Origin of the sequence: Amnibacterium setariae (genome assembly GCF_003581425.1) — a bacterium.
GTDB lineage: Bacteria > Actinomycetota > Actinomycetes > Actinomycetales > Microbacteriaceae > Amnibacterium > Amnibacterium setariae.
In genome coordinates, this window is record NZ_QXTG01000001.1 from 1,310,433 (window position 1) to 1,337,269 (window position 26,837).

30 protein-coding genes are annotated in these 26,837 nt (G+C 74.8%); 16 read left to right on the forward strand and 14 right to left on the reverse strand.

From position 1 onward, the window contains the following. The first annotated feature begins 50 nt into the window (after positions 1 to 50). The 3 genes from msrB to D1781_RS06600 all read left to right on the forward strand — a co-directional run bounded on the left by msrB (position 51) and on the right by D1781_RS06600 (position 2,241). Positions 51 to 548: a peptide-methionine (R)-S-oxide reductase MsrB gene (gene msrB / locus D1781_RS06590; protein WP_119481397.1), complete on the forward strand. Its 498-nt coding sequence runs from the start codon at positions 51 to 53 to the stop codon at positions 546 to 548. Between the two features lie 2 nt (positions 549 to 550). Beyond that, entirely contained in the window at positions 551 to 1,066 is a 516-nt protein-coding gene (msrA, locus tag D1781_RS06595) for a peptide-methionine (S)-S-oxide reductase MsrA (RefSeq protein WP_119481398.1), read from the forward strand. Between the two features lie 89 nt (positions 1,067 to 1,155). Further along, entirely contained in the window at positions 1,156 to 2,241 is a 1,086-nt protein-coding gene (locus D1781_RS06600; RefSeq protein ID WP_119481399.1) for a DNA glycosylase AlkZ-like family protein, read from the forward strand. Between the two features lie 13 nt (positions 2,242 to 2,254). On the opposite strand, the gene D1781_RS06605 is transcribed toward D1781_RS06600, so the two are convergent. Both D1781_RS06605 and D1781_RS06610 read right to left on the reverse strand, forming a co-directional pair. Next, complete coding sequence (locus tag D1781_RS06605; protein WP_233551053.1) at positions 2,255 to 4,279, reverse strand: potassium transporter Kup; 2,025 nt, start codon at positions 4,277 to 4,279, stop codon at positions 2,255 to 2,257. Between the two features lie 323 nt (positions 4,280 to 4,602). Next, complete coding sequence (locus tag D1781_RS06610; RefSeq protein WP_119481401.1) at positions 4,603 to 5,979, reverse strand: HNH endonuclease signature motif containing protein; 1,377 nt, start codon at positions 5,977 to 5,979, stop codon at positions 4,603 to 4,605. A 292-nt stretch (positions 5,980 to 6,271) separates the two neighbouring features. Here D1781_RS06610 and D1781_RS06615 point away from each other — a divergent pair, with 292 nt between their 5' ends. Beyond that, positions 6,272 to 6,712, forward strand: coding sequence for a MerR family transcriptional regulator (locus D1781_RS06615; protein ID WP_119481402.1), 441 nt, complete (start codon positions 6,272 to 6,274; stop codon positions 6,710 to 6,712). Continuing rightward, complete coding sequence (locus D1781_RS06620) at positions 6,709 to 7,686, forward strand: NAD-dependent epimerase/dehydratase family protein (RefSeq protein WP_119481403.1); 978 nt, start codon at positions 6,709 to 6,711, stop codon at positions 7,684 to 7,686. The genes D1781_RS06615 and D1781_RS06620 overlap by 4 nt, the downstream gene beginning before the upstream one ends. Here D1781_RS06620 and D1781_RS06625 read toward each other — a convergent pair. Both D1781_RS06625 and D1781_RS06630 read right to left on the reverse strand, forming a co-directional pair. Next, complete coding sequence (locus D1781_RS06625; protein ID WP_199706410.1) at positions 7,683 to 9,341, reverse strand: cyclic nucleotide-binding domain-containing thioredoxin-disulfide reductase; 1,659 nt, start codon at positions 9,339 to 9,341, stop codon at positions 7,683 to 7,685. The genes D1781_RS06620 and D1781_RS06625 overlap by 4 nt on opposite strands. A gap of 42 nt (positions 9,342 to 9,383) precedes the next feature. Further along, positions 9,384 to 9,746 carry a VOC family protein gene (locus tag D1781_RS06630; protein ID WP_119481404.1) on the reverse strand — a complete coding sequence of 121 codons (363 nt, stop codon included), beginning with the start codon at positions 9,744 to 9,746 and terminating at the stop codon, positions 9,384 to 9,386. Positions 9,747 to 9,906: 160 nt separating this feature from the next. Here D1781_RS06630 and D1781_RS06635 point away from each other — a divergent pair, with 160 nt between their 5' ends. From D1781_RS06635 to D1781_RS06645, 3 genes are all read left to right on the forward strand, one after another. Continuing rightward, positions 9,907 to 10,794 carry a manganese catalase family protein gene (locus tag D1781_RS06635; protein ID WP_119481405.1) on the forward strand — a complete coding sequence of 296 codons (888 nt, stop codon included), beginning with the start codon at positions 9,907 to 9,909 and terminating at the stop codon, positions 10,792 to 10,794. 70 nt (positions 10,795 to 10,864) lie between these two features. After that, on the forward strand, positions 10,865 to 11,566 hold the full coding sequence (locus D1781_RS06640; protein WP_119481406.1) for a glycosyltransferase: 702 nt from the start codon (positions 10,865 to 10,867) through the stop codon (positions 11,564 to 11,566). Between the two features lie 37 nt (positions 11,567 to 11,603). Next, entirely contained in the window at positions 11,604 to 12,443 is an 840-nt protein-coding gene (locus D1781_RS06645; RefSeq protein WP_119481407.1) for a sulfurtransferase, read from the forward strand. A gap of 141 nt (positions 12,444 to 12,584) precedes the next feature. Here the strand turns inward: D1781_RS06645 and D1781_RS17885 are convergent, their stop codons facing one another. Then, entirely contained in the window at positions 12,585 to 12,833 is a 249-nt protein-coding gene (locus tag D1781_RS17885) for an FMN-binding protein (protein ID WP_233551055.1), read from the reverse strand. A gap of 34 nt (positions 12,834 to 12,867) precedes the next feature. Here D1781_RS17885 and D1781_RS17890 point away from each other — a divergent pair, with 34 nt between their 5' ends. Continuing rightward, complete coding sequence (locus tag D1781_RS17890; protein WP_233551057.1) at positions 12,868 to 13,164, forward strand: hypothetical protein; 297 nt, start codon at positions 12,868 to 12,870, stop codon at positions 13,162 to 13,164. Here the strand turns inward: D1781_RS17890 and D1781_RS06655 are convergent, their stop codons facing one another. After that, positions 13,165 to 14,544 (reverse strand): ferredoxin reductase family protein, encoded by a 1,380-nt coding sequence (locus tag D1781_RS06655; RefSeq protein WP_119481409.1) that lies wholly within the window; start codon positions 14,542 to 14,544, stop codon positions 13,165 to 13,167. Then, on the reverse strand, positions 14,541 to 15,359 hold the full coding sequence (locus D1781_RS06660; protein WP_199706412.1) for an FAD:protein FMN transferase: 819 nt from the start codon (positions 15,357 to 15,359) through the stop codon (positions 14,541 to 14,543). Before D1781_RS06660 ends, D1781_RS06655 begins: the two co-directional genes overlap by 4 nt. 146 nt (positions 15,360 to 15,505) lie before the next feature. Here D1781_RS06660 and D1781_RS06665 point away from each other — a divergent pair, with 146 nt between their 5' ends. The 4 genes from D1781_RS06665 to D1781_RS06680 all read left to right on the forward strand — a co-directional run bounded on the left by D1781_RS06665 (position 15,506) and on the right by D1781_RS06680 (position 18,884). Continuing rightward, a complete protein-coding gene (locus D1781_RS06665) occupies positions 15,506 to 16,180 on the forward strand; it encodes a response regulator transcription factor (protein ID WP_233551059.1) in 675 nt (224 codons plus the stop codon). Next, the gene (locus D1781_RS06670) at positions 16,177 to 17,529 is read left to right on the forward strand and encodes a sensor histidine kinase (RefSeq protein WP_119481411.1); all 1,353 of its coding nucleotides are present in this window, start codon (positions 16,177 to 16,179) and stop codon (positions 17,527 to 17,529) included. Before D1781_RS06665 ends, D1781_RS06670 begins: the two co-directional genes overlap by 4 nt. 108 nt (positions 17,530 to 17,637) lie before the next feature. Next, the gene (locus D1781_RS06675; protein WP_147392046.1) at positions 17,638 to 18,066 is read left to right on the forward strand and encodes a hypothetical protein; all 429 of its coding nucleotides are present in this window, start codon (positions 17,638 to 17,640) and stop codon (positions 18,064 to 18,066) included. Beyond that, entirely contained in the window at positions 18,063 to 18,884 is an 822-nt protein-coding gene (locus D1781_RS06680; RefSeq protein WP_119481413.1) for a phosphatase PAP2 family protein, read from the forward strand. Before D1781_RS06675 ends, D1781_RS06680 begins: the two co-directional genes overlap by 4 nt. Positions 18,885 to 19,039: 155 nt before the next feature. Here the strand turns inward: D1781_RS06680 and D1781_RS06685 are convergent, their stop codons facing one another. Both D1781_RS06685 and D1781_RS06690 read right to left on the reverse strand, forming a co-directional pair. Continuing rightward, positions 19,040 to 19,414: a nuclear transport factor 2 family protein gene (locus tag D1781_RS06685; protein WP_119481414.1), complete on the reverse strand. Its 375-nt coding sequence runs from the start codon at positions 19,412 to 19,414 to the stop codon at positions 19,040 to 19,042. A gap of 37 nt (positions 19,415 to 19,451) precedes the next feature. Then, positions 19,452 to 20,282: an oxidoreductase gene (locus D1781_RS06690; RefSeq protein ID WP_119481415.1), complete on the reverse strand. Its 831-nt coding sequence runs from the start codon at positions 20,280 to 20,282 to the stop codon at positions 19,452 to 19,454. A gap of 210 nt (positions 20,283 to 20,492) precedes the next feature. Between D1781_RS06690 and D1781_RS06695 the strand changes: the two genes are divergently transcribed. After that, positions 20,493 to 20,744 (forward strand): hypothetical protein, encoded by a 252-nt coding sequence (locus D1781_RS06695; RefSeq protein WP_119481416.1) that lies wholly within the window; start codon positions 20,493 to 20,495, stop codon positions 20,742 to 20,744. Positions 20,745 to 20,772: 28 nt separating this feature from the next. Here D1781_RS06695 and D1781_RS06700 read toward each other — a convergent pair whose 3' ends face one another. The 3 genes from D1781_RS06700 to D1781_RS06710 form a co-directional block, all read right to left on the reverse strand. After that, positions 20,773 to 21,228 carry a hypothetical protein gene (locus D1781_RS06700; RefSeq protein WP_119481417.1) on the reverse strand — a complete coding sequence of 152 codons (456 nt, stop codon included), beginning with the start codon at positions 21,226 to 21,228 and terminating at the stop codon, positions 20,773 to 20,775. Between the two features lie 65 nt (positions 21,229 to 21,293). After that, a complete protein-coding gene (locus D1781_RS06705) occupies positions 21,294 to 21,578 on the reverse strand; it encodes a hypothetical protein (RefSeq protein WP_147392047.1) in 285 nt (94 codons plus the stop codon). After that, on the reverse strand, positions 21,575 to 22,429 hold the full coding sequence (locus tag D1781_RS06710; protein WP_119481419.1) for a PHP domain-containing protein: 855 nt from the start codon (positions 22,427 to 22,429) through the stop codon (positions 21,575 to 21,577). The genes D1781_RS06705 and D1781_RS06710 overlap by 4 nt, the downstream gene beginning before the upstream one ends. A 227-nt stretch (positions 22,430 to 22,656) precedes the next feature. On the opposite strand from D1781_RS06710, the gene D1781_RS06715 reads away from it, so the two are divergent. Together D1781_RS06715 and D1781_RS06720 are read left to right on the forward strand one after the other, a co-directional pair. Then, the gene (locus tag D1781_RS06715) at positions 22,657 to 23,145 is read left to right on the forward strand and encodes a DUF4126 domain-containing protein (protein ID WP_119481420.1); all 489 of its coding nucleotides are present in this window, start codon (positions 22,657 to 22,659) and stop codon (positions 23,143 to 23,145) included. Positions 23,146 to 23,218: 73 nt separating this feature from the next. Next, entirely contained in the window at positions 23,219 to 24,085 is an 867-nt protein-coding gene (locus D1781_RS06720; protein WP_147392048.1) for a hypothetical protein, read from the forward strand. Between the two features lie 24 nt (positions 24,086 to 24,109). Here the strand turns inward: D1781_RS06720 and D1781_RS06725 are convergent, their stop codons facing one another. Together D1781_RS06725 and D1781_RS06730 are read right to left on the reverse strand one after the other, a co-directional pair. Next, a complete protein-coding gene (locus D1781_RS06725) occupies positions 24,110 to 25,810 on the reverse strand; it encodes an endonuclease/exonuclease/phosphatase family protein (RefSeq protein ID WP_147392049.1) in 1,701 nt (566 codons plus the stop codon). A gap of 67 nt (positions 25,811 to 25,877) precedes the next feature. Continuing rightward, positions 25,878 to 26,582, reverse strand: coding sequence for an SGNH/GDSL hydrolase family protein (locus tag D1781_RS06730; RefSeq protein ID WP_119481423.1), 705 nt, complete (start codon positions 26,580 to 26,582; stop codon positions 25,878 to 25,880). Positions 26,583 to 26,837: the final 255 nt, after the last annotated feature.

Consider the following 26,837-nt stretch of genomic DNA (forward strand, 5'->3'; position numbering starts at 1 on the left):
CTGTTGACACCTCCGAGGGCCGCAGCCGGCGGTCCCGGACAGGAGACGTCATGACCACCAGCACCGACTCGGCCGCCACCCGCTGGCGCAGGAGCCCGGACGCGGTCGCCCGCCTCTCGCGCAGCGAGTACGCGGTCACCCAGGAGAACGCGACCGAGCCCGCGTTCCGCAACCGCTACTGGGACAACCACGAGAAGGGGATCTACGTCGACGTGGTGTCCGGCGAGCCGCTCTTCGCGTCCGCCGACAAGTACGACAGCGGCTGCGGCTGGCCCAGCTTCACGCGGCCGATCCCCGGTTCGAGCGTCGTCGAGAAGACGGACCGCAGCTACGGCATGGTCCGCGTCGAGGTCCGCTCCGGCGCCGCCGACAGCCACCTCGGCCACGTCTTCGACGACGGCCCGGTCGCCGAGGGCGGCCTGCGCTACTGCATCAACTCCGCCGCGCTCCGGTTCGTGCCGGAGGCCGAGCTGGAGGCCCAGGGCTACGGCGGGTACCGCGCCCTGATCGACACGACGGCGTCCGACCACAACGAGAAGGAGTCCTGACCATGGCGACCGAGACCGCGATCCTCGCCGGCGGATGCTTCTGGGGCGCGCAGCAGCTGCTGCGCCGCCGCCCGGGCATCGTCTCCACCCGCGTCGGCTACTCCGGCGACGAGTCCACCCCGAACGCGACCTACCGCCGCCACGGCGACCACGCCGAGGCCGTCGAGGTCGTCTTCGACCCCGAGGTGATCTCCTACCGCGACATCCTCGAGTTCTTCTTCCAGATCCACGACCCGTCGACGAGGAACCGGCAGGGGAACGACGTCGGCCGCAGCTACCGCTCGGCGATCTTCTTCACGTCCGAGCAGCAGAAGCAGGTCGCGCTCGACACGATCGCCGACGTCGACGCCTCCGGCCTCTGGCCCGGGAAGGTCGTCACCGAGGTCGAGCCCGCCGGCGCCTTCTGGCAGGCCGAGGAGGAGCACCAGGACTACCTGGAGAAGAATCCCTACGGCTACACGTGCCACTACGTGCGCCCGGGCTGGAAGCTGCCGCACCGCGAGCAGCAGCCCGCGTAGGGATCCGCACCCCGCAGCGCCCGTCGGCTCCGGCCGGCGGGCGCTGCCGCGTCTCGACCCGCGTCGGTCCGCCCTCCTACCCTCGCGGCATGACGCCCCACCGGCTCTCGCGCGACGAGGCGCGCCGCCTCGCCGTGCGCGCGCAGCTGCTCGACGCCGACCGGCCCGGCGACCCCGTCGAGGTGGCGGAGCAGGTCGGCTGGATCAAGATCGACCCGACCGCCGTGATCGCGCCGTGCGAGCACACGATGCTGTGGGCGCGGATCGGCGAGGGCTACGAGCCCGCGCACCTGCGGAAGGCCGTCGAGCGCGACCGGCTGCTCGTCGAGCTCGACGGCGCGTTCCACCCCGTCTCGGCCCTGCCGGCCCTCCTCGTCCAGCTCCGCCGGCACGCCGAGCACCCGCGGGCGACGGAGTGGCTCGCGGTCAACGCCCGGTTCCGCACCGAGGTGCTCGCACGGCTCCGCGCGGAGGGCCCGCTGCTCGCCTCCGCGATCCCGGACACCGCGGAGGTGGCCCGGTCGAACGACAGCGGCTGGTGGAGCGACAACCAGGTGCCGCGGATGCTCGAGCTGCTCTCGTACCGAGGCGAGGTCGCGATCGTGCGCCGCGAGGGGCGCAGCAAGGTCTGGGACCTCGCCGAGCGGGTCTACCCGGCGGCGCCCGAGCCGACGCCGGAGGAGGCGGAGCGCGACATCGCGGCACGCCGGCTCCGCGCCGCCGGTGTCGCGAAGCACTCCGCTTGGACGCCGGTGCACGACGCGGGCGAGCCCGTCGAGATCGAGGGGCTGAAGGGCGCCTGGCGGGTGGACCCGGAGGCGCTCGCCGCGCTCGACGACGACCCGGGCGGTCGCGTCGCCCTCCTCAACCCCTACGACGCGATGCTGTACGACCGGCCGCGCCTCGAGGCCGTCTTCGGCTTCCGCTACGTGCTCGAGCAGTTCAAGCCGAAGCCCGAGCGGCGCTACGGCCTCTTCGCCCACCCGATCCTGATCGGCGACCGCTTCGCCGGGATGCTCGAGGCGGCGGTCGACCGCAGGGAGGGCGCCCTGCACGTGCAGGCCGTCCACGAGCTCCTGCCGTTCGAGGAGGAGGAGCGCGAGATGGTCCGCGCGGAGGTCCTGGACCTGGCGCGCTGGCTCGGCGTCCCGCTGACCGACACCAGCGACGTCTGACGGGCGGGGCCCGTCAGATGTCGACGTCGCTGCCCATCGTGACCGTGCGGGTCGAGGGCAGCTGGAAGCGCGCGGCCGGGTCGGCGGCGTTGCGGGCGAGCCCGACGAACAGGCTCTTCCGCCACTTCGCCATGCCGTGCGCCCGCGTGCGGCGGATGGCGCCGCGCGAGATGAAGAACGACGCCCGGTCCATCGCGTCCGGCTCGAGGTCGAGCACGTCGGCGACGCACGCCGCCCGCAGCGCCGCGGGCACGTCCGGCGTCTCGGAGAAGCCGAACCGGATGGTGAGGTGCTCGATGCCGTCGTCGGCGTAGTCGAGCGGGTCGTACTCGTACCGCTTGTGCAGCGGCACCTGCGGGATGCCGATCGTCTGGATCGAGACGACGATGACCCGCTCGTGCAGCACGTGGTTGCGGTCGACGTTGGCGCGCAGCGCGAGCGGCACCGTCTCGCGGTTCGGGTGCGGGAACACCGCGACGCCCGGGACCCGCACGAGGTGCTGCTCGCGGACCTCGTCGACGAACTCGGCGAGCGACCCCTCCTTCTCCCGCCGGTCGTCGGACACGAGCTGGCGGCCGCGGCGCCACGTGGTCATCACCGTGATGACGGCCGCGGCGATGAGCAGCGGCACCCAGCCGCCGTGCACGACCTTCGACAGGTTGCCGGCGAGGAAGGTGACCTCGAGGCCGCCGAAGGCGACCGCGGCCAGCACGATCTGCCAGGCCTTCCAGTGCCACAGCCGGGGCGCGACGAGCAGGAGCAGCAGCGTGTCCACGACGAGCGCGCCGGTGACCGAGACCCCGTAGGCCGTCGCGAGCCGCGACGACGACTGGAACACGAACATCACGGCGAGCACGCCGATGAAGAGCAGCGCGTTCACGACGGGCAGGTAGATCTGCCCGCTCTCCGACTGCGACGTCTGCCGGATCGACAGCGGCGGGAGGATCCCGAGCTGCACCGCCTGGCGGGACAGGGAGAAGGCGCCCGAGATGACGGCCTGGCTCGCGATGATCGTCGCGACGGTCGCGAGCAGCACGACGGGCAGCTGCAGCGCCTCGGGGAACAGCAGGAGGAACGGGTTGTTCCGGGCGCCCGGCCGGTTCAGCACGAGCGCGGCCTGGCCGAGGTAGTTGAGGGTCAGCGCGGGGAAGACGACGAAGAACCACGCGCGCCGGATCGGCGACCGGCCGAAGTGGCCCATGTCGGCGTAGAGCGCCTCCGCGCCAGTGATCACGAGGACCACCGCGCCCATCGCGACGAAGGCGATGCCCGGATGCGCGACGACGAAGACGACCGCCCAGGTGGGGGAGAGGCCCTGCAGCACGGAGGGGTGCTGCACCACGGTGCCGATGCCCGCCGCCGTGAGCACGAGGAACCACAGGATCATCACGGGGCCGAAGAGGTTGCCGACCTTCCCCGTCCCGAAGCGCTGCACGGCGAACAGGAGCGTGAGGATCACCGCGGCGATCGGAACCGTGAGGTGGGAGACCGCGGGCGCGGCGACCTCCACCCCCTCCACCGCGGAGAGCACGCTGACCGCGGGCGTGATGATCGAGTCGCCGTAGAACAGGGCGACGCCGACGATGCCGATCACGATGAAGACGCCGGTGTGGCGACGCCGGTGCTTGTAGAGGCGCTGCGCGAGGGCCGCGAGGGCCATCACGCCGCCCTCGCCGTCGTTGTCGGCCCGCATCAGGACGCCGAGGTACTTGATCGACACGATGATCGTGACGCTCCAGAACATGAGCGACACGACGCCGTACACGTCGCCGGGCGTGGCCCGGACGACGCCGCCGTCGATCGTGAAGACGGTCTTCAGCGCGTAGAGCGGGCTGGTGCCGATGTCGCCGAAGACGACACCGAGCGCCGCGAGCGCCGCTGCGGCGAGGCCGCGCCCGACGGGGCCGGCCTTGTCGCTCGGGTCCTCCTGCGGCGGCTCGTCCTCGGCGGGCTCGGGCGACTCGGGGTCGGCCGGCTCGACGACGTCCTGCCCTTCGGTGGCCGAGGTGCCCGCGGACGCGGCGTCGTCACGGTTCACGGCGTTCCTCTCGAGGCGGCGGGGCTGCTCGCCATCGAGCGGTCGACCGGACGCGAGGCTACGACACCCCCGCCGGGAGCCCGCACACGGTCCCCGCTCCGCCCCGTCGTCCTCCCGCGAGGTGGTTTCGGCACGGGCGCGGAGCGCCCGGCTCGACCACCGTGGTCCATGGATCGACCTGCGAGCAAAGCGAGCATCGAGACCACCGTGGTCCGCCGGCCGAGGCCGAGCGCACCGCGCCTCGAGGCCACCCCACCGCCACCCCCGCTGGTCGAGGTGCGAGCGCAGCGAGCCTCGAGACCACCCCGCGCATACGAGCTCGGTCAGGCCGACAGGTTCACCGGTGGGATGGGCCCGCCCGGGCGGCGCCTTCCCCGTGGATCGACATGGGGCGGTGGGGTCCACCACCAGCGCCCGTCCTTCCTGGTCACCTGCCATCCGTGCTCATCGTGAAGGCGGTGGCATCGCCAGCACAGCAGGATCCCGTTCTCGATCGAGGTGGGCCCGTACCCGGCGGGGTCGATGTGGGCGGCGTCGCACCACGAGAGCGGCGCGTCGCAGTTCGGGCCCGCGCAGCCCTGATCCCGGACGGCCATCGCTCGCCGCTGAGCCTCGGAGAAGAACCGACGGCCGGTCCCGAGGTCGAGCGGCTGGCTGTCGCCGCCGAGCACGACGGGGATGATCTCGGCCTCCGCGGCGAGCATGCGCGCGGTGGCGGCCGAGATCGTCTCCGTGCAGCCCGGCAGCAGCGCATGCCCGACCCCCCTGCGGAGGGCTTCCTCGGAGATCGTGACGAGCATCGTCACGGCCGTGCCGGCGACGTGCCCGTCGTCGATCTTGAGGACCTTCTTCGCGATCCGCTGCACCCCGTCGACCCGGCGCTTGTTGAGCGGCCGCAAGTCCTTGTCGTCGAGCTTCGCTGCGTCGTCGAGCACGAGCTGGAACCGCCGCTGCGACGTGTTCGCGTCGAGCGCGGTCTCGAAGAACCCCGCGGTCAGCGGGTCGAGGTCGAGGACCCACCGGGTGAGACCGTTGTCGAGCTTGCGCTTCGACACGGTCGCCTGACCCGCGAGCTCGCCGTCCTTCGGCCCGTTCCCCTTTGGATGCGCGTACGCGGGCACGAGGCGGAAGTGCTCGAGGAGTTCATCGGCGGTGTACCCCTCCTGCGTGCGCTCGACCAGCTGCCGCTCCAGCCCCTCCAGCTCGAGCGGGGTCAGGCCGTTCTCGACCTTCTTCAACGACCGCACGAGCGCGGCCGCGACCGACACGTCGAGGCAGCCGCCGTTCAGTGCTGCCGCGACGTGCGCCCGCTTGGCGGGCAGCGGCGTCCCGTCGATCGCCTCGCGCGGACGGACCGCTGTCGCGAGGGCCGTGATCGTGCCGGCCTCCTCGCGCGGGACGCCCGCGACCTGAGCGAGCAGCGCGGCGGGGCTCGCGGCACCCATGGTTCTTGCGAGGTTCGTCTCGTCGCGGATCACGCTGCGCCGCGCGATCTCGCCCGCGAGCTGCGTCCGCTCCGCCGCCAGGAGCCGGATCGCGCGGCTCGCCGCGGCGGTCGCTTCCAGCAGCTCCCGATCGGACAGCAGCCGCACCGGACCGTCTGACGACGCGTCGTCGAAGCGGCCGCTCTCGGACACGCGATCGAACCCGCGGACGTACGCGTCGACCTGCTCCAGCAGGGCCTCCGCGTTCCGGTTCATGCCCGTATTCGAGCACGAGCCACCGACATCGCATCCAGCTCCGAGCCAGGCCTTTTCCGCACAATGGAACGGCGTGTCCTAGTGCGGTGGAAACGGACGAATGCGGTTGAGACGGACCGACTTGCTCCGGATTCCTGCCGCTTCGCCGGCGTCAGTGCGGCACGAATCCGGAGCAACTTGAAGGGTCTCAAGGCTCGCTGCGCTCGCACCTCGAGGAGCGGGGCGGGCGGGAGCGGATAGACGCGCGCGGTCCGCTTGACTTCAAGCGCTTGAGGTCTGGTGTGCTGGCCGCATGAGTGCATTGACCATCCAGGAGGTGGAGCGGCAGACGGGTCTCAGCGGCCCGACGCTCCGCTACTACGAGGAGATCGGGCTGATCGGGCCGATCGCCCGGGACGACAGCAGCGGGCACCGCCGCTACGGGGAGGCCGACCTCGACGCGCTGCAGGCGCTCGCCTGCCTCCGCGCGATGGGCGTCGGCATCGAGGACATGCGGACCTACCAGGCGAACCGCGCCCTCGGCCGGGTCGCCGCAGGGGAGCAGCGCGACCTGCTCACCCGCCACGCGCACCGGATCGAGGCCGAGATCGAGCGGCTGCAGGTGCACCTCGTCTACCTCGAGGCGAAGGCCGCGTTGTGGGACGCCCGCGACCGCGGCGACGCGGCAGATGAGGCCGCGGCGAGCGACCGCGTGGAGGCCGTCCTCCCGGCTCTCGAGGGAGCGATCCGATGAGCGCCGTCCTCGTCACCGGCGGCTCGGGCTACCTCGCGACCCGGCTGATCGCCGACCTGCTGCGGAGCGGCGTCGAGGTGCGCACGACCGTCCGGTCGCTCGCGAGCGAGCCGGAGGTGCGGGAGGCGGTCCGCCGGGCGGGCGCCGACGACGGCGGCCTGCAGGTGGTCACGGCCTCGCTGACGGCGGACGACGGCTGGGCCGAGGCGTTGGCCGGCGTCGAGGACGTGCACCACCTCGCCTCGCCGATGATCCAGTCCTCGGACCCCGACGAGGTCGTGGTCCCGGCCCGCGACGGGGCGCTGCGCGTGCTCCGCGCGGCGCGGGACGCGGGCGCCCGCAGGGTCGTGCTCACCTCCTCCTTCGCCGCCGTCGGGTACTCCCCGAAGCCGGTCCGGGACTACACGGAGGACGACTGGACCGACCCCGCGACGCCGGGCCTGCCGGCGTACCCGCTCTCGAAGGCGGTCGCCGAGCGCGCCGCGTGGGACTTCGTGGCGCAGGAGGGCGGCGGGCTCGAGCTCGTCGCGCTGAACCCGACCTGGATCGCCGGGCCGACCCTCACGACCGCCGCCCGGTCCTCCCTCGCGTTCTTCACCGCGCAGCTCGAGGGCCGGATGCCGGTCGTGCCGCGGCAGCGGTTCGGCATCGCTGACGTGCGCGACGTCGCCGACGCCCACCGCGCGGCCATGGTGACCCCGGAGGCGGCCGGCCGCCGCTACCTGCTGCTCGCCGACGGCCCGACCCGCACCTTCCTCGAGGTCGCGGCGGTGCTCCGCGACCGGCTCGGCGCGCTCGCCTCGCGGGTGGCGACGGAGGAGGCGCCGGGGGAGGAGGCGCCGCCGCTCGTCATCCACAACGACCGGGCGAAGGCCGAGCTCGGCTTCCGGCCGCGGCCGGCGGAGACGACGATCGTCGAGACCGCGGAGAGCCTCCGCGACCTCGGGCTGCTCGCCGAGCCGGACCGCCCCTAGGCGGAGACGGGGTCCGCGTCCGGCGCCGGGGTCCAGGCGAGGGCCCGGTGCACGGACGCGACCGCGCTCGAGCCCTCGCCGACCGCGGCGGCGACCCGCTTCATCGACCCGCTGCGGGTGTCGCCCGCCGCGAAGACGCCCGGCGTGCTCGTCTCGAACGGGAGCGGTTCGCGCCCGATCGCGGCGAGCATCGCCGCGGCGTGGTCGAGCGGCACGTCGTTGCCGGTCAGGAGGTAGCCGCGCTCGTCCTTCGCCGGCTGCTCGAGCCACGCGGTCGGCGGCTCCGCGCCGATGAAGCAGAACAGGCCGGCGCACGCCACCTCCCGCCCGGAGGAGAGGGTCACGCCCGAGAGGTCGTCGTCGCCGTGCAGCGCGTGCACCTCCGACTCCGTGTGCACCTCGATCCCGGGGTGCTCGAGCAGCCGCTCGACCAGGTAGCTCGACATCGTCGCGCGGAGGTCCGGCCGGCGCACGACGAGGTGCACGTCGCAGCTGAGGCCCGCGAGGTAGAGCGCCGCCTGACCGGCCGAGTTCGCGCCGCCGACCACGACCACGGACGAGCCGGCGACCTGCCGCGCCTCCAGGGCGGTGGCCGCGTAGTAGATGCCGGCGCCCTCGAACTCCGCCCACCGGTCCAGCGGGAGGCGCCGGTAGGCCGCACCGGTCGCGACGACGACGGAGCGGGCCCGGACCGCGGCGCCGTCCGCGAGCGTCACGGTCAGGTCCGGGCCCGCGCCGTCGAGCGCGACGGCCTCGCACGGGGCGAAGACCCGCACCCCGAACTTCAGCGCCTGCAGCTGGGCGCCGTCGATGAGGCTGCCGCCGCTGACGCCGTACGGGAACCCGAGGTAGTTCTCGATCCTCGAGGTGGAGGCGGCCTGGCCGCCGGGCGCGACGCCGTCGATGAGCACGGTCCGCAGCCCCTCGGACGCGCCGTAGATCGCGGCGGCGAGCCCGCCCGGTCCCGCGCCGATGACGGCGAGGTCGACCGCGAGGTCCTCGGACTCGGAGTAGGCGAGCCCGAGCCGCTCGGCGAGCACGCCCGGGGTCGCGTTCGGGACCGGCTCGCCCTGCACGAACACGATCGGCAGGTCGGCGGGCGCGACGTCGTGGGCGGCGCAGTACGCGTCGTCGGCGTCGACCCAGGTGTGCACGAGGTCGAGCCGTGCCGCGTAGGTGCGCAGGGCGAGGGCCTCCCGGGAGTGCTCGTGCCCGACGATCTTCAGGGTGAGCGCCGCGGGGCCGGCGGTCAGGGACGTCCGCCGCTGCCAGAGCGCGTGCAGCAGCAGGTCGCCGAGCTCGTCGTCCTCGGCCAGGAGGCGGCGGACCGCGTCGGTCTCGAACCGGAGCACCCGGCCCCTGCCCGTCGCCCGCACCGTCAGGAACGCGCGCTGCCCGCTCAGGACCCCGAGCTCGCCGATGAACCGGCGGTCCTGCGGCGCGTCCGCGAGCGTCTCGGGGAACCAGCGGTTCGCGGGCCGCACCACCTCGACCGCGCCGCCGTCGACGGCGAGCAACGGGTACCAGCGGTCGCCCGCCGCGACGAGCACGCGGCCGGCCGCGAGGTCGACGGCCGTGCCGTGGCGCTCGAGGCGCCGCCACTGGTCCTCGCTCAGCTCGGGCGGCTGCGGAAGGGGGCTCGTCGGCGTCTCCACCCCTCCACCCTGGCCGATCCGGCGCCGCTGCGGCAGGCCCGGCTACTCGCCCGTCGGCTGCCAGAGCTCGACGCGGTTGCCCTCCGGGTCGACGACCCAGCCGAAGCGGCCGAAGTCGTAGGTCTCGCGCTTCGGGTCGACCTCGACGCCCTCCTCGATCAGCCGGTCGAGGACGGCGTCGAGGTCGTCGACCTGCAGGTTCACCATCGCCGGCTGCGCGGGCGGGAAGTACACGTCCTCGCGGTCGAAGAACGCGAAGACGACCTGGTCGTGGGCCCTCGGCGCGGGGAACGCGGTCGCGCCGTCCTCGTTCGACAGGCCCAGGTGCTCCGAGTACCAGCGGGCGAGGGCGATCGGGTCGTCCGCGCGCAGGAAGACGCCGCCGAAGCCGGTGATGGAAGCCATGGAGCGAGCGTAGGGATCAGATCGCGCGATGCGGAACCTGAGCGCGCGCCGCGCGCTGGGAAGTCAACCCCCTCCCCGAAACCGGGTTCCGACCAGGCGAGTTTCCTAGCGTGCCTCGGACCAGTGCGGCGGGGACGGCCCGTCGGATGAGAGGGGTGACATGTTCTTCCACAAGCAGGAGCTGCAGTTCACGGCGAAGCCGGACAAGCCGGATGCGATCTACGCCCGGCGGATGCAGGAGGTCCTCGGCGGCCAGTACGGGGAGATCTCCGTGGCCATGCAGTACGCGTTCCAGGGCTGGAACATGCACCTGCCGGGCAAGTACCGCGACCTGGTGTTCGGCATCGCCGCCGAGGAGTTCGGGCACGTCGAGATGCTCGCCGTGATGATCGCGCAGCTCTACGAGAAGCTGCCGGTCGAGCAGTCCGAGGTCGCGGCGAAGTCCGACCCGGTGCTCGGAGCGATCATCGGCGGCACGGACGTGCAGGCAGCGATCGTCGCCGGCGCCGGCGTGCGGCCGGTCGACAGCAACGGCAACCCGTGGCAGGGGTCCTACATCACGGCGTCCGGCAACCTGCTCGCGGACTTCACCGCGAACGCGAATGCCGAGATGCAGGGTCGGCTCCAGGCCGCCCGGATCTACCAGATGACCGACGACAAGGGCGTGCGCGACCTGCTCTCGTTCCTGCTCGCCCGCGACACGATGCACCAGAACCAGTGGACGGCGGCAGCGGCCGAGCTCCGCGCCGAGGGCTACGAGGACCTGCCCGTACCGAGCAACTTCCCGATCTCGAAGGAGGTGCAGGACGTGGAGTACAAGTACATCAACTTCTCGGACGGCGCCGCCGCGAAGGAGGGCACGTGGGCGAACGGCCCGACGCCCGACGGCCGCGGCACCTTCTCCTACGAGGACGCGCCCTACCCGAAGGACACGGCGGCGTTCCCGCCCCCGACGCAGCCGGACGAGCGGTACTACGGCACGACGCCGAAGCCGAACCTCGTCGAGAAGGCCGCCGGGACCGTGAAGGACGCGGTCAGCAAGAAGTAGCGAGGATGCCTGCCGCCCGCTGCCGCTCGTCGAGCGACGGCGGGCGGCTCGCTGCGCAGGAGGGACGGGGATGAGGGGAGCGCGCCCGACGTGCTCGGTGGTGGTGCCGGTGAAGGACGACGGCGACCCGCTCGAGCGGTGCCTCGTCGCGCTCGACGCGCAGCGGCTGCGGCCGGACGAGGTGATCGTCGTCGACAACGGGTCGAGCGACGCGTCCGTCGCCGTCGCGGAGGCGCACGGTGCGCGGGTCGTGCGGGAGGCGCAGCCCGGCATCGCGGCCGCGGCCTCCGCCGGGTACGACGCGGCGCGGAGCGACCTGATCCTGCGGCTCGACGCCGACAGCCGGCCGCCCGCCGACTGGACGCAGCGGGTGGTCGACCGGTTCGTCGCGGACCCCGCGCTCGACGCGCTCTCCGGGCCCGGCGAGTTCATGGTCGTGCCGCGGCCGCTCCGGCGCGCGCTCACCGGCTGGTACTGGTACGCCTACTTCGAGCGGATCGGGCGGAAGGTCGGCGGGCCGCCGCTGTTCGGCTCCAACCTCGCGATGCGCCGGGCCGCCTGGGAGCGGGTCGCCGACCGCGTCCACCGGGAGGACCAGGGTATCCACGACGACCTCGACCTCACCGTGCACCTGCGGGAGGCCGGCTGCCGGCTCGAGGTCGACCCCGCCCTGCTCGTCCCCGTGTCCGCCCGACCGCTGCTCCACCCCGTCGGCCTGATCGGCCGCGCCCGCAAGGCGGAGCACACGATCGCGCTGCACCCCGCGCGCTGATCCGAGCGGGAGCGACGCGGAGGAGGATGGCTCCGCCATGACGCCGATCCTCATCGCCCCCGCCGAGCTCGCCGCGCTGCAGGCCGAGCGACCCGTCCGCGTGCTCGACGTGCGCTGGCGGCTCGACCGGCCGGACGGCCGCGCGGACCACCGCGCCGGCCACGTCCCGGGCGCCGTGTACGTGGACCTCGACGGCGAGCTGGCCCGGCACGGTCGCCCGGACGAGGGCCGGCACCCGCTGCCGTCGCGGGAGTCGCTGCAGGCGGCCGCGCGCCGGTGGGGGATCCGGGACGGCGACACGGTGGTCGTCGCCGACGATCTGCAGGGCCTCTCCGCGGCGCGCGCGTGGTGGCTGCTGCGGGCCGCGCGACTGCCCGACGTGCGGCTGCTCGACGGCGGGCTCGCCGCCTGGCGCGAGGCGGGGCTGCCGCTCGAGACCGGCGACGTCGCCCCGGAGCCGGGCGACGTCGACCTCGGCTCCGGCGCGCTGCCCGTCATCGACCTCGACGGGGCGGCCGCGTTCCCCGAGCACGGCGTCCTGCTGGACGCGCGGGCGCCGGAGCGGTACCGCGGCGATGTCGAGCCGATCGACCCGCGGGCCGGTCACGTGCCCGGCGCGGTGAGCGCGCCGACGACCGGGAACCTCGGCGCCGACGGCCGCTTCCTCCCGCCCGACGCCCTCCGGGAGCGCTTCGCCGCGCTCGGGGTCCGCGACGACGCGCCCGTCGCCGCGTACTGCGGGTCCGGCGTCACCGCCGCGCACGAGGTCGTCGCGCTGATGCTCGCCGGCTTCTCGCCCGCGCTGTACCCGGGCTCGTGGAGCGAGTGGTCGAACCACCCGGACCGCCCCGTCGCGACGGGCCCCGCTCTCGCCTGAGGCGGCTCGTGACCGCGCCTCGATCATCCCCGTCGGTCGAGGTGCGAGCGCCAGCGAACCTCGAGACCATCCCGAGCCTGATCTCGAGGCTCGCTGCGCTCGCACCTCGATCAGCGACGGCGGCGATCGCGCAGCCGCGGGTCAGTGGCCGAAGCCGCCGGACTCCTGGATGCTCGACACGTCGGTGCTCGCGGTCGAGCCGTCGGGGGCCGTGTAGCCGGCGGTGTCGAGCGCGGACTGGAGCGACGCCTCGTAGGCGGCCGTCGTGTACGTCGCGCCGCTCACCGTGTCGACGGCGGCGGTCTGCTTCGCGAGGACCTCGGACCGGAGGGTCGGCGCCGCCTCCTCGCTGATCTGCAACGACCGCGGGTCCGCCTGGTTCAGCTGCACGGTCGTGACCTCGGTGATTCTCCCGCCCGAGATAGTGACCTCGACCTGCGTCGTGCCGAAGCGCGTCGTCTCGGCCGTGCCCGTGTACGTGCCGTCCTTCGCCGTTGTCGATCCCGATGATGGGGAGGACGACGAGAAGCCCGACGCCGACGGGGAGGACCCGCTCGACGCCTGCCCGGACGACCCCGACGAGGACGAGGAGGACCCGCTGTCGTCGGCGGTCGCGCTCGCGACCGTGCCGGGGGAGAGGGGCCTGAAGAGCAGCACCCCGGCCGTGCCGAGCACGGTCGCGGTGATCACGATGGGCGCGCGTCGCATGAGGGGCTCCTGATCAGAAGGCGAAGGACTCGAAGTGGATGCGGGCCGCGGGCACGCCCGCGTCGCGGCAGGCCGCGGCGATCCCGGCCGTGAATGCCGCGGGCCCGCAGATGAAGACGTCGCGGTCGGGGAGGTCCGGCAGCGCCCGGCGGAGGGTGTCGGCGGTCACGGCGATGCGGTCGCGCGACCCCAGCGCCTCCCAGTACCGCCCCCCGCGCCGCTCGACCTCGCCCGCGATCTCGTCGCGGAGGGCGATCGCCGTGCCCGTGCCGCCGCGGAGCAGCACGGCTACGTCCGCGTGCTCGTCGAGGTCGTCGAGCAGGCTCCGCAGGGGCGTCGTGCCGACGCCGGCGCCGACGAGCAGGACGCGGTGGCCGGTCGCGGCGTCCGCCGTGAAGCGCCCGTACGGGCCCTCGACGAAGACGGGCGTGCCGGGCCGCAGGGTCGCGAGGTCGCGGCTGTGGTCCCCGAGGTCCTTGACGGTGATCCGCATCCGGTCCGCGCGCGGCACGGCGGAGAGGGAGAACGGGTGCGCCTGCCACCACTGGCCGCGGGTCAGGAACCGCCACTGGAAGAACTGGCCGCCCGCGACGGGAAGCCGGTCGAGGCGCCGGCCCTCGAGCACGATCGACACGACGTCCGCCGACTCCCGCCGCACGTCGACCACGCGGACGCGGTGCCGGAGCGAGCGGACGACGGGCAGCAGGACCCGCCAGCCGACGACCGCGGCGAGCAGCGCGACCCAGAGCGCCGTCCACCACGCGGTCGCCAGCGGGTGGCCGGCGAAGGAGGCGCCGGTGTCGACCTGGTGCTGGAACGCGAGGAGCAGGGCGAGGTAGGTGTACAGGTGCACCGCCCACCACGTCTCGTACCGGAGCCGCCGCCGCGCCTTCCGGTAGGACGTGACCCCGGCGAGGAGCAGCAGGGCGGTGCCGACCGCAGCGCCGAGCATGCCGGGGTAGGTCAGCACCAGGTCCCACGCCTGCGCGAGCACCCCGGTCTGCGCGACGCCGGCGTAGCCGAGCACGATCAGCACGACGTGGGCGAGCAGCAGCCAGAGGCCCCACGGACCGAGCGCGCGGTGCCAGCGGATCAGCCGGTCCTGCCCGATGGCGCGCTCGAGCGGCCCGATCCGGGCCGACAGGGCGACGGTGACGAGCATCGCGTAGCCGGCGAGCAGCCCCGCCATCCGTCCCGCCGCGGTGAGGAGGCCGGGGAGGGTGCCGATCGAGGCGAGGGTCTGCGCCTCGATCGCGAGGGCGATCGTGACGCCGAGACCGAGCCCCGCCGCGGCGGCGAGCAGGTCGACCACGAGCGGGCGGCCGCGCCGGGGGAGCCGGCGCGGCGGGGGCGGCGGCGCGGACCGGGTCGGCCGCGGCATCGTCGCGGTCACCGCGCTGCTCCGGCCAGGTCGTCCGCCGGCGCGGTGCGCACCGGCACCCCCTCCACGACGCGCGGGAAGCCGCTCGTGGCCACGACGCGGCCGTCGTCGAACGCGGTCCACGCCTCGTACCCGGCGAGCCCGGCGATCCACGCAGGGCCGTCCTCGCCCAGCACGAGCGCGGCGGTCGCGAAGCCGTCGGCGAGGGCGAGGTCGGGGCCGCAGACGGTCACCGCCGCGGCACCCGTCGCCGGCCGGCCGGTGCGCGGGTCGACGACGTGGTCGCCGCGCTCGTAGCGCCCGGAGGTGGCGACCGCGAGGTCGTGCGCGAGCAGCACGGTCGCGAGCGCCGTCGGGTCGCTCGGGTGCCGAACCCCGACCCGCCACGGGGCGCGGTCGCGGTCCGACGAGGCGACCAGCACGTCGCCCCCGGCGTTGATCGCGAAGTCCGCGCAGCCCTGCTCGCGGAGCAGTCGTGCCGAGCGCTCCACCGACCAGCCCTTCACGTACCCGGAGGGGTCGAAGCGCCCGTCCCGCACCGCCGAGAACGCGCCCGCCGACCAGTCCTCGAGGGCGTCGCACGCGGTGATCACCTCCGCGAGGTCCTCGGAGACCTCGTCGAGCGGCAGCTCGCCGCGGTCGACGCGGGACACCTCGCTGCCGTACCTGTAGGGGCTGAACCGCGCGTCCACCTCGTGGAACCAGCGGACGGCCGCGTCGATCGCCGCGGCGTGGTCGCCGGGCCCCCGCACGTCGAAGGAGACGACGGTGCCCATCACCCGTTCCGCGCGGACGGTGCGCGGCCTGCGGTCGCTCGAGCTCGTCATGGCCCCATGGTGCGGAGGCGGCGCGGTCGGATCCGATGCCTCCGCTGTGCACCCTCCATGAAGCGGATCCGCGATCTTCGGGTCCTCGAAGGGAACGCGCCGACCCGTCGCCCGCGGGCGCCCGCCGTCTGCCAGGCTTCCGGGCTGTGGCGGACGTGCTGGTGGTCGAGGACGACCCGCGGATGCGGACCCTCCTCGCGCAGTCGCTCGAGGGGGAGGGGCACCGCGTCGAGACGGCGGCGGACGGCCTGGCCGGGCTGATCGCGCTCCGAGGACGCGCTTTCGACGCCGCCGCGATCGACATCGGCCTGCCCGGCATGAGCGGCGTCGAGCTGTGCCGGCACGCGCGTCGGGAGGGGCTGCTGGTCCCGATCGTGCTCGTCACCGCGCGCGACGGGGTGGCCGACCGGGTCCTCGGGCTGGACTCGGGAGCCGACGACTACCTCGTGAAGCCCTTCGCCCTCGAGGAGCTCGCCGCCCGCCTCCGGGCGCTGCTCCGCCGCTCCGCGTCGGCGGGCGGCCGGGTCGAGGTCGGCGACCTCGTGCTCGACCCGCCGGCCGTGCGCGCGACCGTGCTCGGCCGCACGGTGCCGCTCAGCGTCAAGGAGTTCGGCGTGCTCCGCGCCCTCGCCGCCCGGGCCGGCGACGCGGTCGACCGGAGGACGCTGCTCACCGAGGTGTGGGGCGACCCGGACCGGTTCGACGGCGCGATCGTCGACCAGTACGTCAGCTACGTGCGGAAGAAGCTCGCCGCCGCCGGCGCGGGCCCGATGGTGGAGACCGTGCGCGGCGTCGGGTACCGCCTCGTCGCCCCGGCATGAGACGACCGGTCCGCCACTGGTCGCTGCGGGTGCGCCTGGCGGTCGGCGCGGCCGCGGTCGCGGCGGTGCTGCTCGGCTCCCTGGCGGCCCTCGTCGCGGTGCAGGTGCGGGACGTGGCGCTCGAGTCGGCGACGCAGCTCGCCGCCGACGACCTCCGCCCGTACGCGGTCGACCTCCGCTTCGACCCGGAGGAGCGGCCCGACCCGTCGTCGCCCGGTCTGCTCATCCTCGTGGTGGACCCGGAGGGCCGGGTCGCGCACAGCTCGATGCCCCGTCCGCTCGCGGCCGCGGTGGCGACCGTGCAGGACGTCGGCACCGTCCGGACCTCGATCGGGCACTTCCGCGTCGTCCACCTCGCCGTGGACGCGCGTCGCGGGCAGTGGCGGCTCTGGGCCGCGCGCGACCTCACCGCGGGCGACGCGCTCGTCGGCGGCACCATGCTCACGCTCGCGATCGGCACCCCGGTCGCGGTCGTCCTCATCGGCGTCGCCGCCTTCCTCATCGCGGGCGCCGCGCTCCGGCCCGTCGACCGCATGCGGGCCTCCGCGGACCGGCTCCGCGCCGAAGGCGGGGCGGGCGCCCTGCCCGTCGAGGGCGGCGGTGAGCTCGTCGCGCTCGGCGTCACGCTGAACGGCCTGATCGACGACCTCCGGGCGCTCGCGGAGCACGAGCGGCGCGTGACCGCGGACGCCGCGCACGAGCTGCGCACGCCGATCGCGGTGCTCGCCGCCCAGGCGGAGCTCGCGGAGCGCCGTGCCCCCTCCGCCGACCTCGTCGAGATCCGGCGGTCGGTCGACCGCCTCGCGCGGCTCGCGGACGAGCTGCTCGTGCTGTCGCGCGCCGAGGGCGCCGCGGCGGAGCCGACGGGCTCCTCCTCCGTCGCCGACCTGATCACGGAGGCGATGGCGGAGGTCGACCGCGCCCGCCTGCTCGCCGGTCCCGTCGTCGTGGACCTCGAGCTCGCGGACGGCGTCGACGAGACGGCCGAGGTCGCCATCGACCCCGCGGCCTTCGGCCGGGTGCTCGCGAACCTGACGCGGAACGCGCTCGCCGCCGAGCCCGCCTCCGCCGTCCGCATCCGCGTCGCGAGCGACGTCGACGCGCTGCGGGTCGAGGTGGTCGACGACGGGCGGGGCGTGCCCGAGTCGTTCCTGCCGTTCGCCTTCGACCGGTTCGCGCGGCCGGAGGAGGCCCGGGGGAGCGGGTCGCAGGGCGCCGGCCTCGGGCTCGCGCTCGTGCGCCGCCTCGTCGAGCGCGCGGGCGGCCGGGTCGTCCTGCGGAACGGCCCGGACGGCGGCGCGGTGGCCGAGGTCGTCCTGCCGCTGCAACGGGGGCGCGGCCGGGTCTGAAGGCCCTGGGAGGAGCGGGCGCATTCGAGGGTTCGAATGCGCCTGGCGCTCGGCGTGCACGCCGCGCGCCGCAGGGTGGTGCTCGACCGCCTCCCAGGAAGGACCTCGATGTCCGTCACCCGCCCCGCCGCGACCCCGGGCGCACGCCGCGCCTACGCGATCCTCACCGGCATCGCGACCCTCTTCGTCTTCATCCAGTTCTTCACCTCGAGCGAGTTCATCCGCACGAAGGGCCACGGCGCGGAGGCCTGGACGGAGATCCACGGGTGGACCGCCTACGGTCTGCTCGTGCCCGCGCTCCTCGCGGCGGTCGTCGCCGTCGTCGCCCTCCGCCGGGCGGCCCCCGTGCTGACGGTCGTCGCCGTCGTCCTCTTCGTCGCCTCGGTCGGGCAGTGGGGCAGCGGGCACCTGATCAGCACCCTCGGCATGGACGGCTGGACGCCCTTCCACGTCTTCTTCTCGTCGGTGGTCCTGGCGCTCGCGGTCTGGGCCTCCATCCGATCCGCGGCGCTGCGGCGGAGCGGCGCGAGCCGATGACCGACCCGGACGACGGCGCGCGGGCCCCCGTCGACCGGGAGCTGCCCGCGCCGGTGCGCCGAGCCGTCGTCCGACCGGCCGTGGACCTCGGCCGCCGCGTCGGCGCCCGACCCGCGCTCGCGCTGACCCTCGTCGTCGGCGCCGCGGTGGCGGCGCTGCTCGCGTTCCTCGTGGCGCGCGTCTACGACGCGGTGACCGACCGCGACGGCGTCTCCGCGCTCGACCTGCCCGTCCTGAAGGCCTTCGCGCACCTCCGGAACCCCGCGACCGACGGGTTCTCCGCCGGCGTCGCGTACCTCTTCGGCCCCGTCGGCATGCCGATCATGGCGCTCGCCGCCGTCGCGCTGCTCTGCGCGACCCGCCGCTCGTGGACGCCCGCGATCCTCGTCGTCGGGGCCGGGCTCGGCTCGCTGCTCATGACGATCGCCGGGAAGGACATCATCGACCGGTCCCGCCCGGCGCGGTCCCTCGCGATCCCGCCGTTCGAGACGTCGCCGTCGTTCCCGAGCGGCCACACGCTCAATGCGACGGTGATCGCCGGGATCGTCGCCTACCTGCTCTGGATCAACCGGCGGACGATCACCGGCCGCGTCGTGACCGTGGTCGTGCCCGTCGTCATCGCGGTCGTCGTCGGCCTGACCCGGGTGCTGCTCGCCGCGCACTGGTTCACCGACGTGCTCGCGGGCTGGCTGCTCGGCGCGACCTGGCTCGCCATGATCATCACCGCGCACCGCCTGTTCCTCATCGCGCGCCGCCACGGAGCCCCGCTCGAGCCGCCCGGCCTCCGCGCCCGCGTCGCCGCCCGCTCGCACCGCTGATCGAGGTGCCGGCGGAGCCTCCCCGCTGATCGAGGTGCGAGCGGTCCCTTCCCGCTGATCGAGGTGCGAGCGGTCCCTTCCCGCTGATCGAGGTGCGAGCGGTCCCTCCCCGCTGATCGAGGTGCGAGCGCAGCGAGCCTCGAGATCACCCCGCGTCAGGCGTTCGGCCCGAGCGGCTTCGACGCGGACTCCATGTACCACTCGGTGAACGCGCTCGCCCGGCCGTCGTCAACGAGGTCGACGACCCAGAGGTTCTCGTAGACGCGGCCGTCGGCGTACGTCGTCCGTCCCTGCACGAAGTGCCGCCCGCCGTCCGCGCCGAGCAGGTGCCAGCTGAACCCGTGGTCGTCGGGCTCGTCGGCCGTGCGCTCCCACATGGCGAGGATCGCGTCGTGCCCCTCGGCGGGCTCCAGCCAGGGCGCCGTGCGGTACTCGGCCGACTCCGTGAACAGCGCGCGGACGTCGTCCGGCGCGTTCGTCGACCAGGCGCGCACGTAGCCGTCCATCCAGCGGTCGATGGCTCCCGTCATGGCGCGACAGTAGGCCGCGGGTCGATGCGTCGCCAGATCAGGCGTCGAAGTCGGTGCTCCGGCTCAGCGCCTCCCACTCGTCGACCTCGGCGCGGAGCGCGTCGAGCGCGGCTCGGAACCCGTCCGACGCGTCGTTGCCGAGCAGCAGCATGTACGGCGGCCGGCCCGAGTCGACCGCGGTGACGAGCGCCTCCGCGCCCTTGCGCGGGTCGCCGGGCTGCGTGCCGTGGGCGGTGTCGTGCTCCTTGCGCCGGCGCCCCGCGGTGTCCGCGTAGTCCGCGATCGGCGTCGCGGACTGGGTCAGCGAGCGCCCGGCGAAGTCGGTGCGGAAGCCCCCGGGCTCGACGACGGTGGCCGAGACGCCGAGGGGCGCGAGCTCCTTGCGCAGCGACAGCGTCAGCGCCTCGATCGCGGCCTTCACGGCGGCGTAGTAGCCGGAGCCCTCCGGCGCGATGCGGGCGCCGATGGAGGAGAGGTTGACGATCGCGCCGGAGCGGCGGGAGCGCATGCCGGGCAGCACCGCCTTGATCGTGCGGACCGTGCCGTCGAAGTGGGTGTCGAAGAGGCGCCGCACGGCGTCGTCCTCGCCCTCCTCGACCGCGGCGCGGTAGCCGTAGCCGGCGTTGTTGACGAGCACGTCGACGTGGCCGAACCGCTCCTCGGCGGCGCGGACGGCGCCCGACACCTGCGCGTCGTCGGTGACGTCCAGGGCGAGCGGGAGCACGTGCTCGGGGTTCGCGTCCGCGAGGTCCTGCACGGCGGCCGCGTCGCGGGCGGTCGCGACGACGTCGTGCCCGTGCGCGAGCGCCGCCTCCGCGAAGGCGCGACCGAGCCCGGTCGAGCAGCCGGTGATGAGCCAGGTGGACATGGGGCCTCGTTCTCTGCGGTGCGGGTGCGGCGCATCGACGCTACGGGTCGGGCCTGGACGCTGCCGCGGGGTCGCGCGATACTCGCCGTCGGGAGGCCCCGTGCTCGACGACCAGGACGACCGGCCGTGCGGCTGCCGGCACTGCGCCGGCAGGTCCGCCGCCGACCGCGCGGCCGTCGATCGGCCAGCCGTCGACCGGGCCGAGCGGCCGTGACCGCGGTCGAGCGGACCGCGCAGGCGCTGTGGCGGCAGGCGCTGCACGAGGAGCAGGCGGCGCGGACGATCGCGGACGACCGGGAGGCCGCCGCGGTGCGCAAGCGGATGCGCGGGCTCGCGCGGGCCGCGAGCGTCGGCGTCCGGACCGCGCGTCTGGGCACGACCGTCGTCGTGGTCCGGGTCGACGCGGCGGTCTGGCACGAGAGCGCCGCGACGATGCGCCGGAAGCTCGCGCCGCAGGACTGACGACCGGCGGGCGCCGTCAGGCCGTCAGCTAGGCCGTCAGCGCCCGGTCCCGCAGCACCCGGCCGAACGCCGCCGCGGTGGCCGCGCCGAGCACGAGGACGATCGGTACCGGCAGCAGGTCGGACCCCGTGCCCTCGATCGCGAGGAGCGCGACGTACAGGTCGCTCGGCTGCGCGGTCGGCTGGATCGAGGCCAGCCGCTCGCCCAGCACGCGCAGGCCGACCGCGAGCGTCAGGGTGACGGCCGCGGCCGCGAGGAGGACGCCGGCGGCTCCGCGACGGCGGGCGCCGGCGAGCACGCCCGTCGCCGCGCCGAGCAGCGCGACGCCGAGGGCGAGTCGGTTCGCGACCTGCAGCGCGTCCCACCCCGTGGCCGACGGACCGCCGGACAGGGACGCGAGCGCCACGACGTACAGCGCCGCGTCCGCCGCGGCCGAGACCGCTCCGAGCACGGCGACGGTGACGAGGGCCCGCCCGATGCGCATCCCTCGACACTCGAGCGCCGAGCGGTCCGGGGGGAGCCCCACTGCGGGTGCCGGCAGGACCGGAATCAGGCGGGGAAGCGCCGCGCGGTCCTCCGCAGGATCCGCGCGACGACGGCGACGGCCGCCGCGGCGATCCCGGCGCTCGCCACGACGGCGACGACGAGCGGGCGGCTCACGTCCACCGGCTCGCCGATCTCGCCGCCGCGCACGACGCCGCCGCCGACGAGCAGCACGATCGCGGCGAGCGCGACGCCCGCGGCGACGACCGCGGTCGGCATCGCGACCAGCAGCGCCACGAGCTCGCGGTCGCTCATCGGCTCCGGGGTCCGCGCCGGGGCCGGCCCGGTCACCGGGTCCACAGGTCCTCCGCACGGCGCCCCGCCCGGAAGCCGACCTGCTCGACCATCGCCACGGCCTCGGGGAAGCCGCCCGCGATGCCCTCGTGCGCGTCGTGGGCGTCGCTGCCGAAGCTGATCGCGCGCCCGCCCTCCTCCGCCCACCACCGCGGCAGCCACGGCTCCAGCCGTCGCGTGTTCATCTCGAGCGCCCTGCCGGAGCCGGCGATCGCCCGGAGCGCGACGCGGAACGGCTCCTCGAACCGGGTCGCCTCGAAGGGGCCCGCCGTCCCGACGGGCCAGGCGCGGGCGGCGTAGTCGAGGTGGGTGACGACCGCGAACGAGTCGGAACCGGCGACCATCCGCGGCACCTCGAGCAGGTACGCGATGACGACGTCGTCGGGCGCCCAGGACCGGTAGAGGGTGCCCGGCTCGGCCCGCTCGTCGCCGTCCGCGAGCGTGTGCAGCGACCCGTTGACGCGGTCGAGCCCGTCGAGGTCGAGCAGGGCGCGCGCCTCCGCGTCGAACAGGTGCGGCTGCCCGAACTCGACGCCGGTGAGGATCCGCAGCTCGGGGAAGCGGTGCCGGCAGCGGTCGATCGACTCGAGGTAGCCGGCGACGTCGAGCGGCGGCACCACCAGGTGACCGCTCGCGTCGAGGTACTTGCGCTGCTGCGGGAGCAGGTCGTCGGGATGGAACCGGACCCGGCCGTTGAAGTCGAGGTGCTCGGTGAACGCGATCGCCGGGAGCCCGATGCGGACCGCCCGCTCGCACATCGCCGCCATCCGGCCCGCGTTCTCCGGCACCGGGCCGCCGGTGTCCCACGACCACTCGCTGTGGACGTGGGTGTCGGCGGGGAGGCGCACGGGTCGAGCCTGACGGCCGCTGGGCAGAACGGCAACGGGTGGGGCGAGCCGGTCCTTCGTTCTGCAGGCACTCGCGTTCTGCACGCACTCGCTGCCGACGAGACGACGTGCTCGGGACCTCGAAGTGCTCGGGCGCCGCTCGACGAACGTCCAGCCCGCTCGGCGGTTCGGCCAGGCCCGCCGTCTATGGTCCGACCAACCCGATCGATCGACCGCGGAGGCACCGCATGGCGGACAGCAGCACCACGATCCCCCTCCCGTTCCGAGCGGGCATGCTCGGCGTGCTCAGCGGCGCGCGGTCCATGACCCCGCTCGCGATGCTCGCCCTGTACCGCGACCGGTCGTCGCTCGACGGCGCGTGGAAGGACTGGCCGGTGCTCCGGTCGCCCGCCGGCCGCCTCGCGCTCGTGCTCGCGGCTGCGGGGGAGCTCGTCGCGGACAAGCTGCCGGCGACCCCCGCGCGCACGAAGCCGGGACCGCTGCTCGGCCGGATCGGCACCGGAGCGATCGCGGGGGCCGCCATCGCGACGATCGCCGGGCGCGACGGCTGGAAGGGCGGCGTGCTGCTCGGTGCGATCGGCGGCGCGGTCGGCAGCTACGCCGGCATGTGGCTCCGCACGGGCGGCGCCGCGACGGGCCTGCCCGATGCGGTGTTCGCGCTCGTCGAGGACGCCGCGACGATCGCCTGCGCGGCCGCGGTGGTCGCCGCCGACTGACCTCGCGGCTGCCGCGATCACGATCCGGCGCAGGTCCTTGAGAGGACGGCGCGCCCGGAGGACAGTGCTCGGCATGAGGATCCTCGGCGTCGTCGCCGTCGGCGCGGCCGCCCTGCTGCTCTCCGGCTGCGGCGCGGGCGGGCTCCGGATCAGCGACGACGTGCCGGCCGAGCGGACGCCGTACACCGGTCCGCTCGTCGCCACGCCGTCGGCGGCCGATCGGAGGACGCCGTGGGAGTGGCCGGGCGCGGCCGGGCGCGTCGTGTCCTGCTCGAGCGCGCCCCGGGGGCAGACCGTGGTGGGTCGGAACGACGAGGGCGCGGTGGCGGCGGACCCGCAGGCGGCGATCGAGGTCAAGCGGGGGGAGGGGCTGTTCCTCTCGTCCCCGACCGACGCGCTGGTCCGTGAGCGGGACGACGGCGACCGCGTGCTGTTCACGACCTCGTACGACGGGGTCGCGCGCCAGGCGATCATCGTGCGCGACGGGCCCTCCGGCCCGGGGACGGGCGCGAAGGACGGGCACGGCTGGTACGTCGAGTCGTTCGCGACGTGCGACCTCGCCGACTTCCCGGAGTCGGTGAGCCGCGCACGCGGCGTCCAGGTCTGGACCGACGCCGACGGCACCCGGGTGCCGACCTCGACCGTCGTCTCCGCGGACGGGCCCGCCCACTGCGCCTGGCAGTCGATGACGTTCCTCACCCTCGGCGACGGGACGAAGGATCCCGTGAGCTACGTCGCGCGTCCGCTGCAGGAGCTGGGGGAGTACTTCGACCGGCCGTACCGGGAGCACGTCCGCGTCCCGAGCGATGCGCGCGACACGGGATGGCGGCGGGAGGGGCGCCGGATCTGGATCGCCGCCGACGGCCGCTCCGCCTACGTCGGCGCCGAGGACGACGCGGCGGCGTGGCCGCGACCCGCCAGACCGCTGGGCTGCGCCTGACGCGCGGGACCGACGGCGCCCGGGTCAGCGGACCGGATCGCCGATCCCGACCTCCGCGAGCTGCATGTTGTGGTCCGACCCCTGCAGCGCGCCGTCGAAGCGGTCGCCCGCCGTCGGCACGAGGTTCCGGTACGAGATCGGGTGCGGCGAGTTCTTCAGCATGATGTAGTCGATCCGGCTCGTCGGGTATTTGTGCGGCGTCAGGAACGCGGGGTAGTCCGCGTCCACGCCGCCGGCCCCGTTGCTCTGGTTCGCCGTGCTGAAGTTCAGGCCGGTCCGGTCCGCCGTCGCGGCCGCGTCCAGGTAGCCGGTCGCGAGGAGCCGGAGGCTGCCGGCGTCCGCCTCGCGCGCGCCGTTGTCGTTGAAGTCGCCGACGAACACGATCGGCAGCGAGGTGCCGTCGGCCTGGCGCGCCTTCCCGTCCATGAACCGGGCGATCGCCGCCGCCTCCGCCCGCCGGACCGCGCCCTCGTCCCCGGCCGGGAGGTGGATGGACACGGCGAGGAAGCCGCGCCCGACCGCTCCGGTGCCGTCGAGGATCCCGAAACGCGCCCACATGCCCGCCTCGTTCGGCATGGACGACGGCCACGCGCTGCCGAGCAGGTCGCGCGGCGAGACGTAGCCCGAGTCCTGCACGGTCAGCCGCGCGGGGTCGTAGAAGAGGTGCGAGTCGACGTAGGAGCCGGGGTTCGCGTAGACCCAGGCGTTCGCGTCGCTGCGCGCGTCGCGGTAGGGGGTCGGGGCGGACGCGAGCGCGGTCTCGAGGGTCTGGTACTGCTCGACGCAGAGGTACTGCCCGCGCGGGTTGAGGCAGTCGGGCTCGACGCGCGCCGTGGTCAGCTCCTGCAGCCCGATGAGGGCGGGCGCGTGCGCCTCGATGTTCGCGACGACCTTCGGCAGTCGGGCGGCCCAGCGGTTCTGCACCGCGTAGCCGGCGCTGGCGGTGATGCTCTGCACGTTCCAGGTCGCGACGCTGAGGCGGGTCGTGTCGCCGCCGGCGGCCGCCATGCCCGCCAGCGACCAGGTGCCGGACGGCGTGAGCCGGTACTTGTCGCGGAGCGAGAAGGCGTACGCGTCCTTCGGGTTCGCCGCGCGGGAGTTCGTCTGCGCGACCTTGACGAAGACGACGTTGCCGGTGCCGCCGCCGAGGACGCCTCGGAGCGAGCGCGGCACGGTCACGACGGCGGAGCGCACCGCGGCGGGCAGCCACCCGGTGCTGAAGTGGTGCGCCTCGGTGATGCTGTCGGCGCCCGCGAGCACCTTCACGCTGCGGGCCTGGCCGCCGCCCGACCACGTGACCCGGATGCGGTCCGGGCCGTCCGGCACCGCGCGCACGCTCGTGATGGAGGTGGGCACGTACGGCACGGGGCGCACGGACCGCCGCGCGCTGCTCGCGGCGACGCCGAGCGCGGACACCCGCACCGAGTAGGTCCTCCGGTTCGTCACCTTCGGGATGCGCACGGACAGCCCGGTGGTGCGGAGCGTCCGGTTCGTCCTGGACCCCTCGCCCCACTGCACGACGTAGCCGGTCGCGCCCGGGACGGCGCTCCACGCGGCGCTGAGCTGCGCGTCGCCGCCGATGACCGTGATCGCCAGGGGCGCGGGCGCCGCGATCGCCGCGGGCGCGGCGGCGGCAGCGGCGAGGCCCGACGCCGCGAGCGCGCCGAGCAGCAGCGGCAGCCGGAACCGCCGGGACGAGGACGGACGCATGAACCCCCCCAGCACGTGCGTGAGCGCCCACGGTAGGCCGCCCGGACCGCCCGGCACACGTCCCCGAAGGGGGAGCGCCTGATCAGACGCCGGTCAGCACCTCGGGGTGGATGAGGCGGATCGCGGCGGCGAGCCGCAGGCCGAGGTACTGCTGCCCGGCCGGCGTCGGGTGCTTCGTGATCGCGCCGAGCACCGCGGAGGCCCGCGCGGCGGGGATCCAGTCCTCGTCGAGCATGGAGACGTAGGGGACGCCCTGCGCCGTCACCGCGCGACGGAGGGCGGCGTCGACGGCGCGCTGGTCGGCGTCGACGGGTTCCGGGTCGGGGCCCGGCCCGAGCGCGAGCAGGCGAGCGGCGGGGAACCGGCGGGCGAGCGTCCGCCAGGTCCCGGTCGCGGCGGCGGCGATCGCGTCGAGGTCCTCGCCGACGTCGTTGCTGCCGCCCTGCACGATGACGAGGCGGTGGCGGCCGCTCGCCTCCTGCGCGCGCTGCAGGTAGTCCTCGGCACCCGCCGTCGCGACGTAGCCGGTGCCGGAGATCGCGTCGACCGTGATGGTCATGCCGAGGGCGGCCGCGGCGACCTGGCCGAGCGCGTGGGAGGGGTCGGCGAAGAGTCCGGCGGCCCAGGAGTCGCCGATCAGGTGGATGGCGCGCGTGCTGGGCACGGACGCGGCGGTGCGGCCGATCGCCGCGGGTGCCGTCGCGGAGACGCCGGCGAGGCCGACGGCCGCCCCGACCGCGAGCAGTCCGCCGCGCCGGCTGAGCCGTGCGCGCCGGTCCTGCTGCATCCGACGAGGATGCGGCCTCCGCGCAAGACGGACCTGTGCGAACGGCGAGAGCCCGTTCGGGGCCGGCTGCACGTCCGCGAGCGGTACGGGGCTACTCGACGCGGACCGCGAGCGGCACCGCCTCCACCGCTCGGTCGCGCTGCGCGGTCATCCGTGCCCCATCCCTCCAGGGCGCCTCGAGCCGGATCCGCCAGGGTGCTGCGCGCGGCGTGATCACCGCCTGAACGCATCCGGGACGGGCGCTGCGGGACGAGC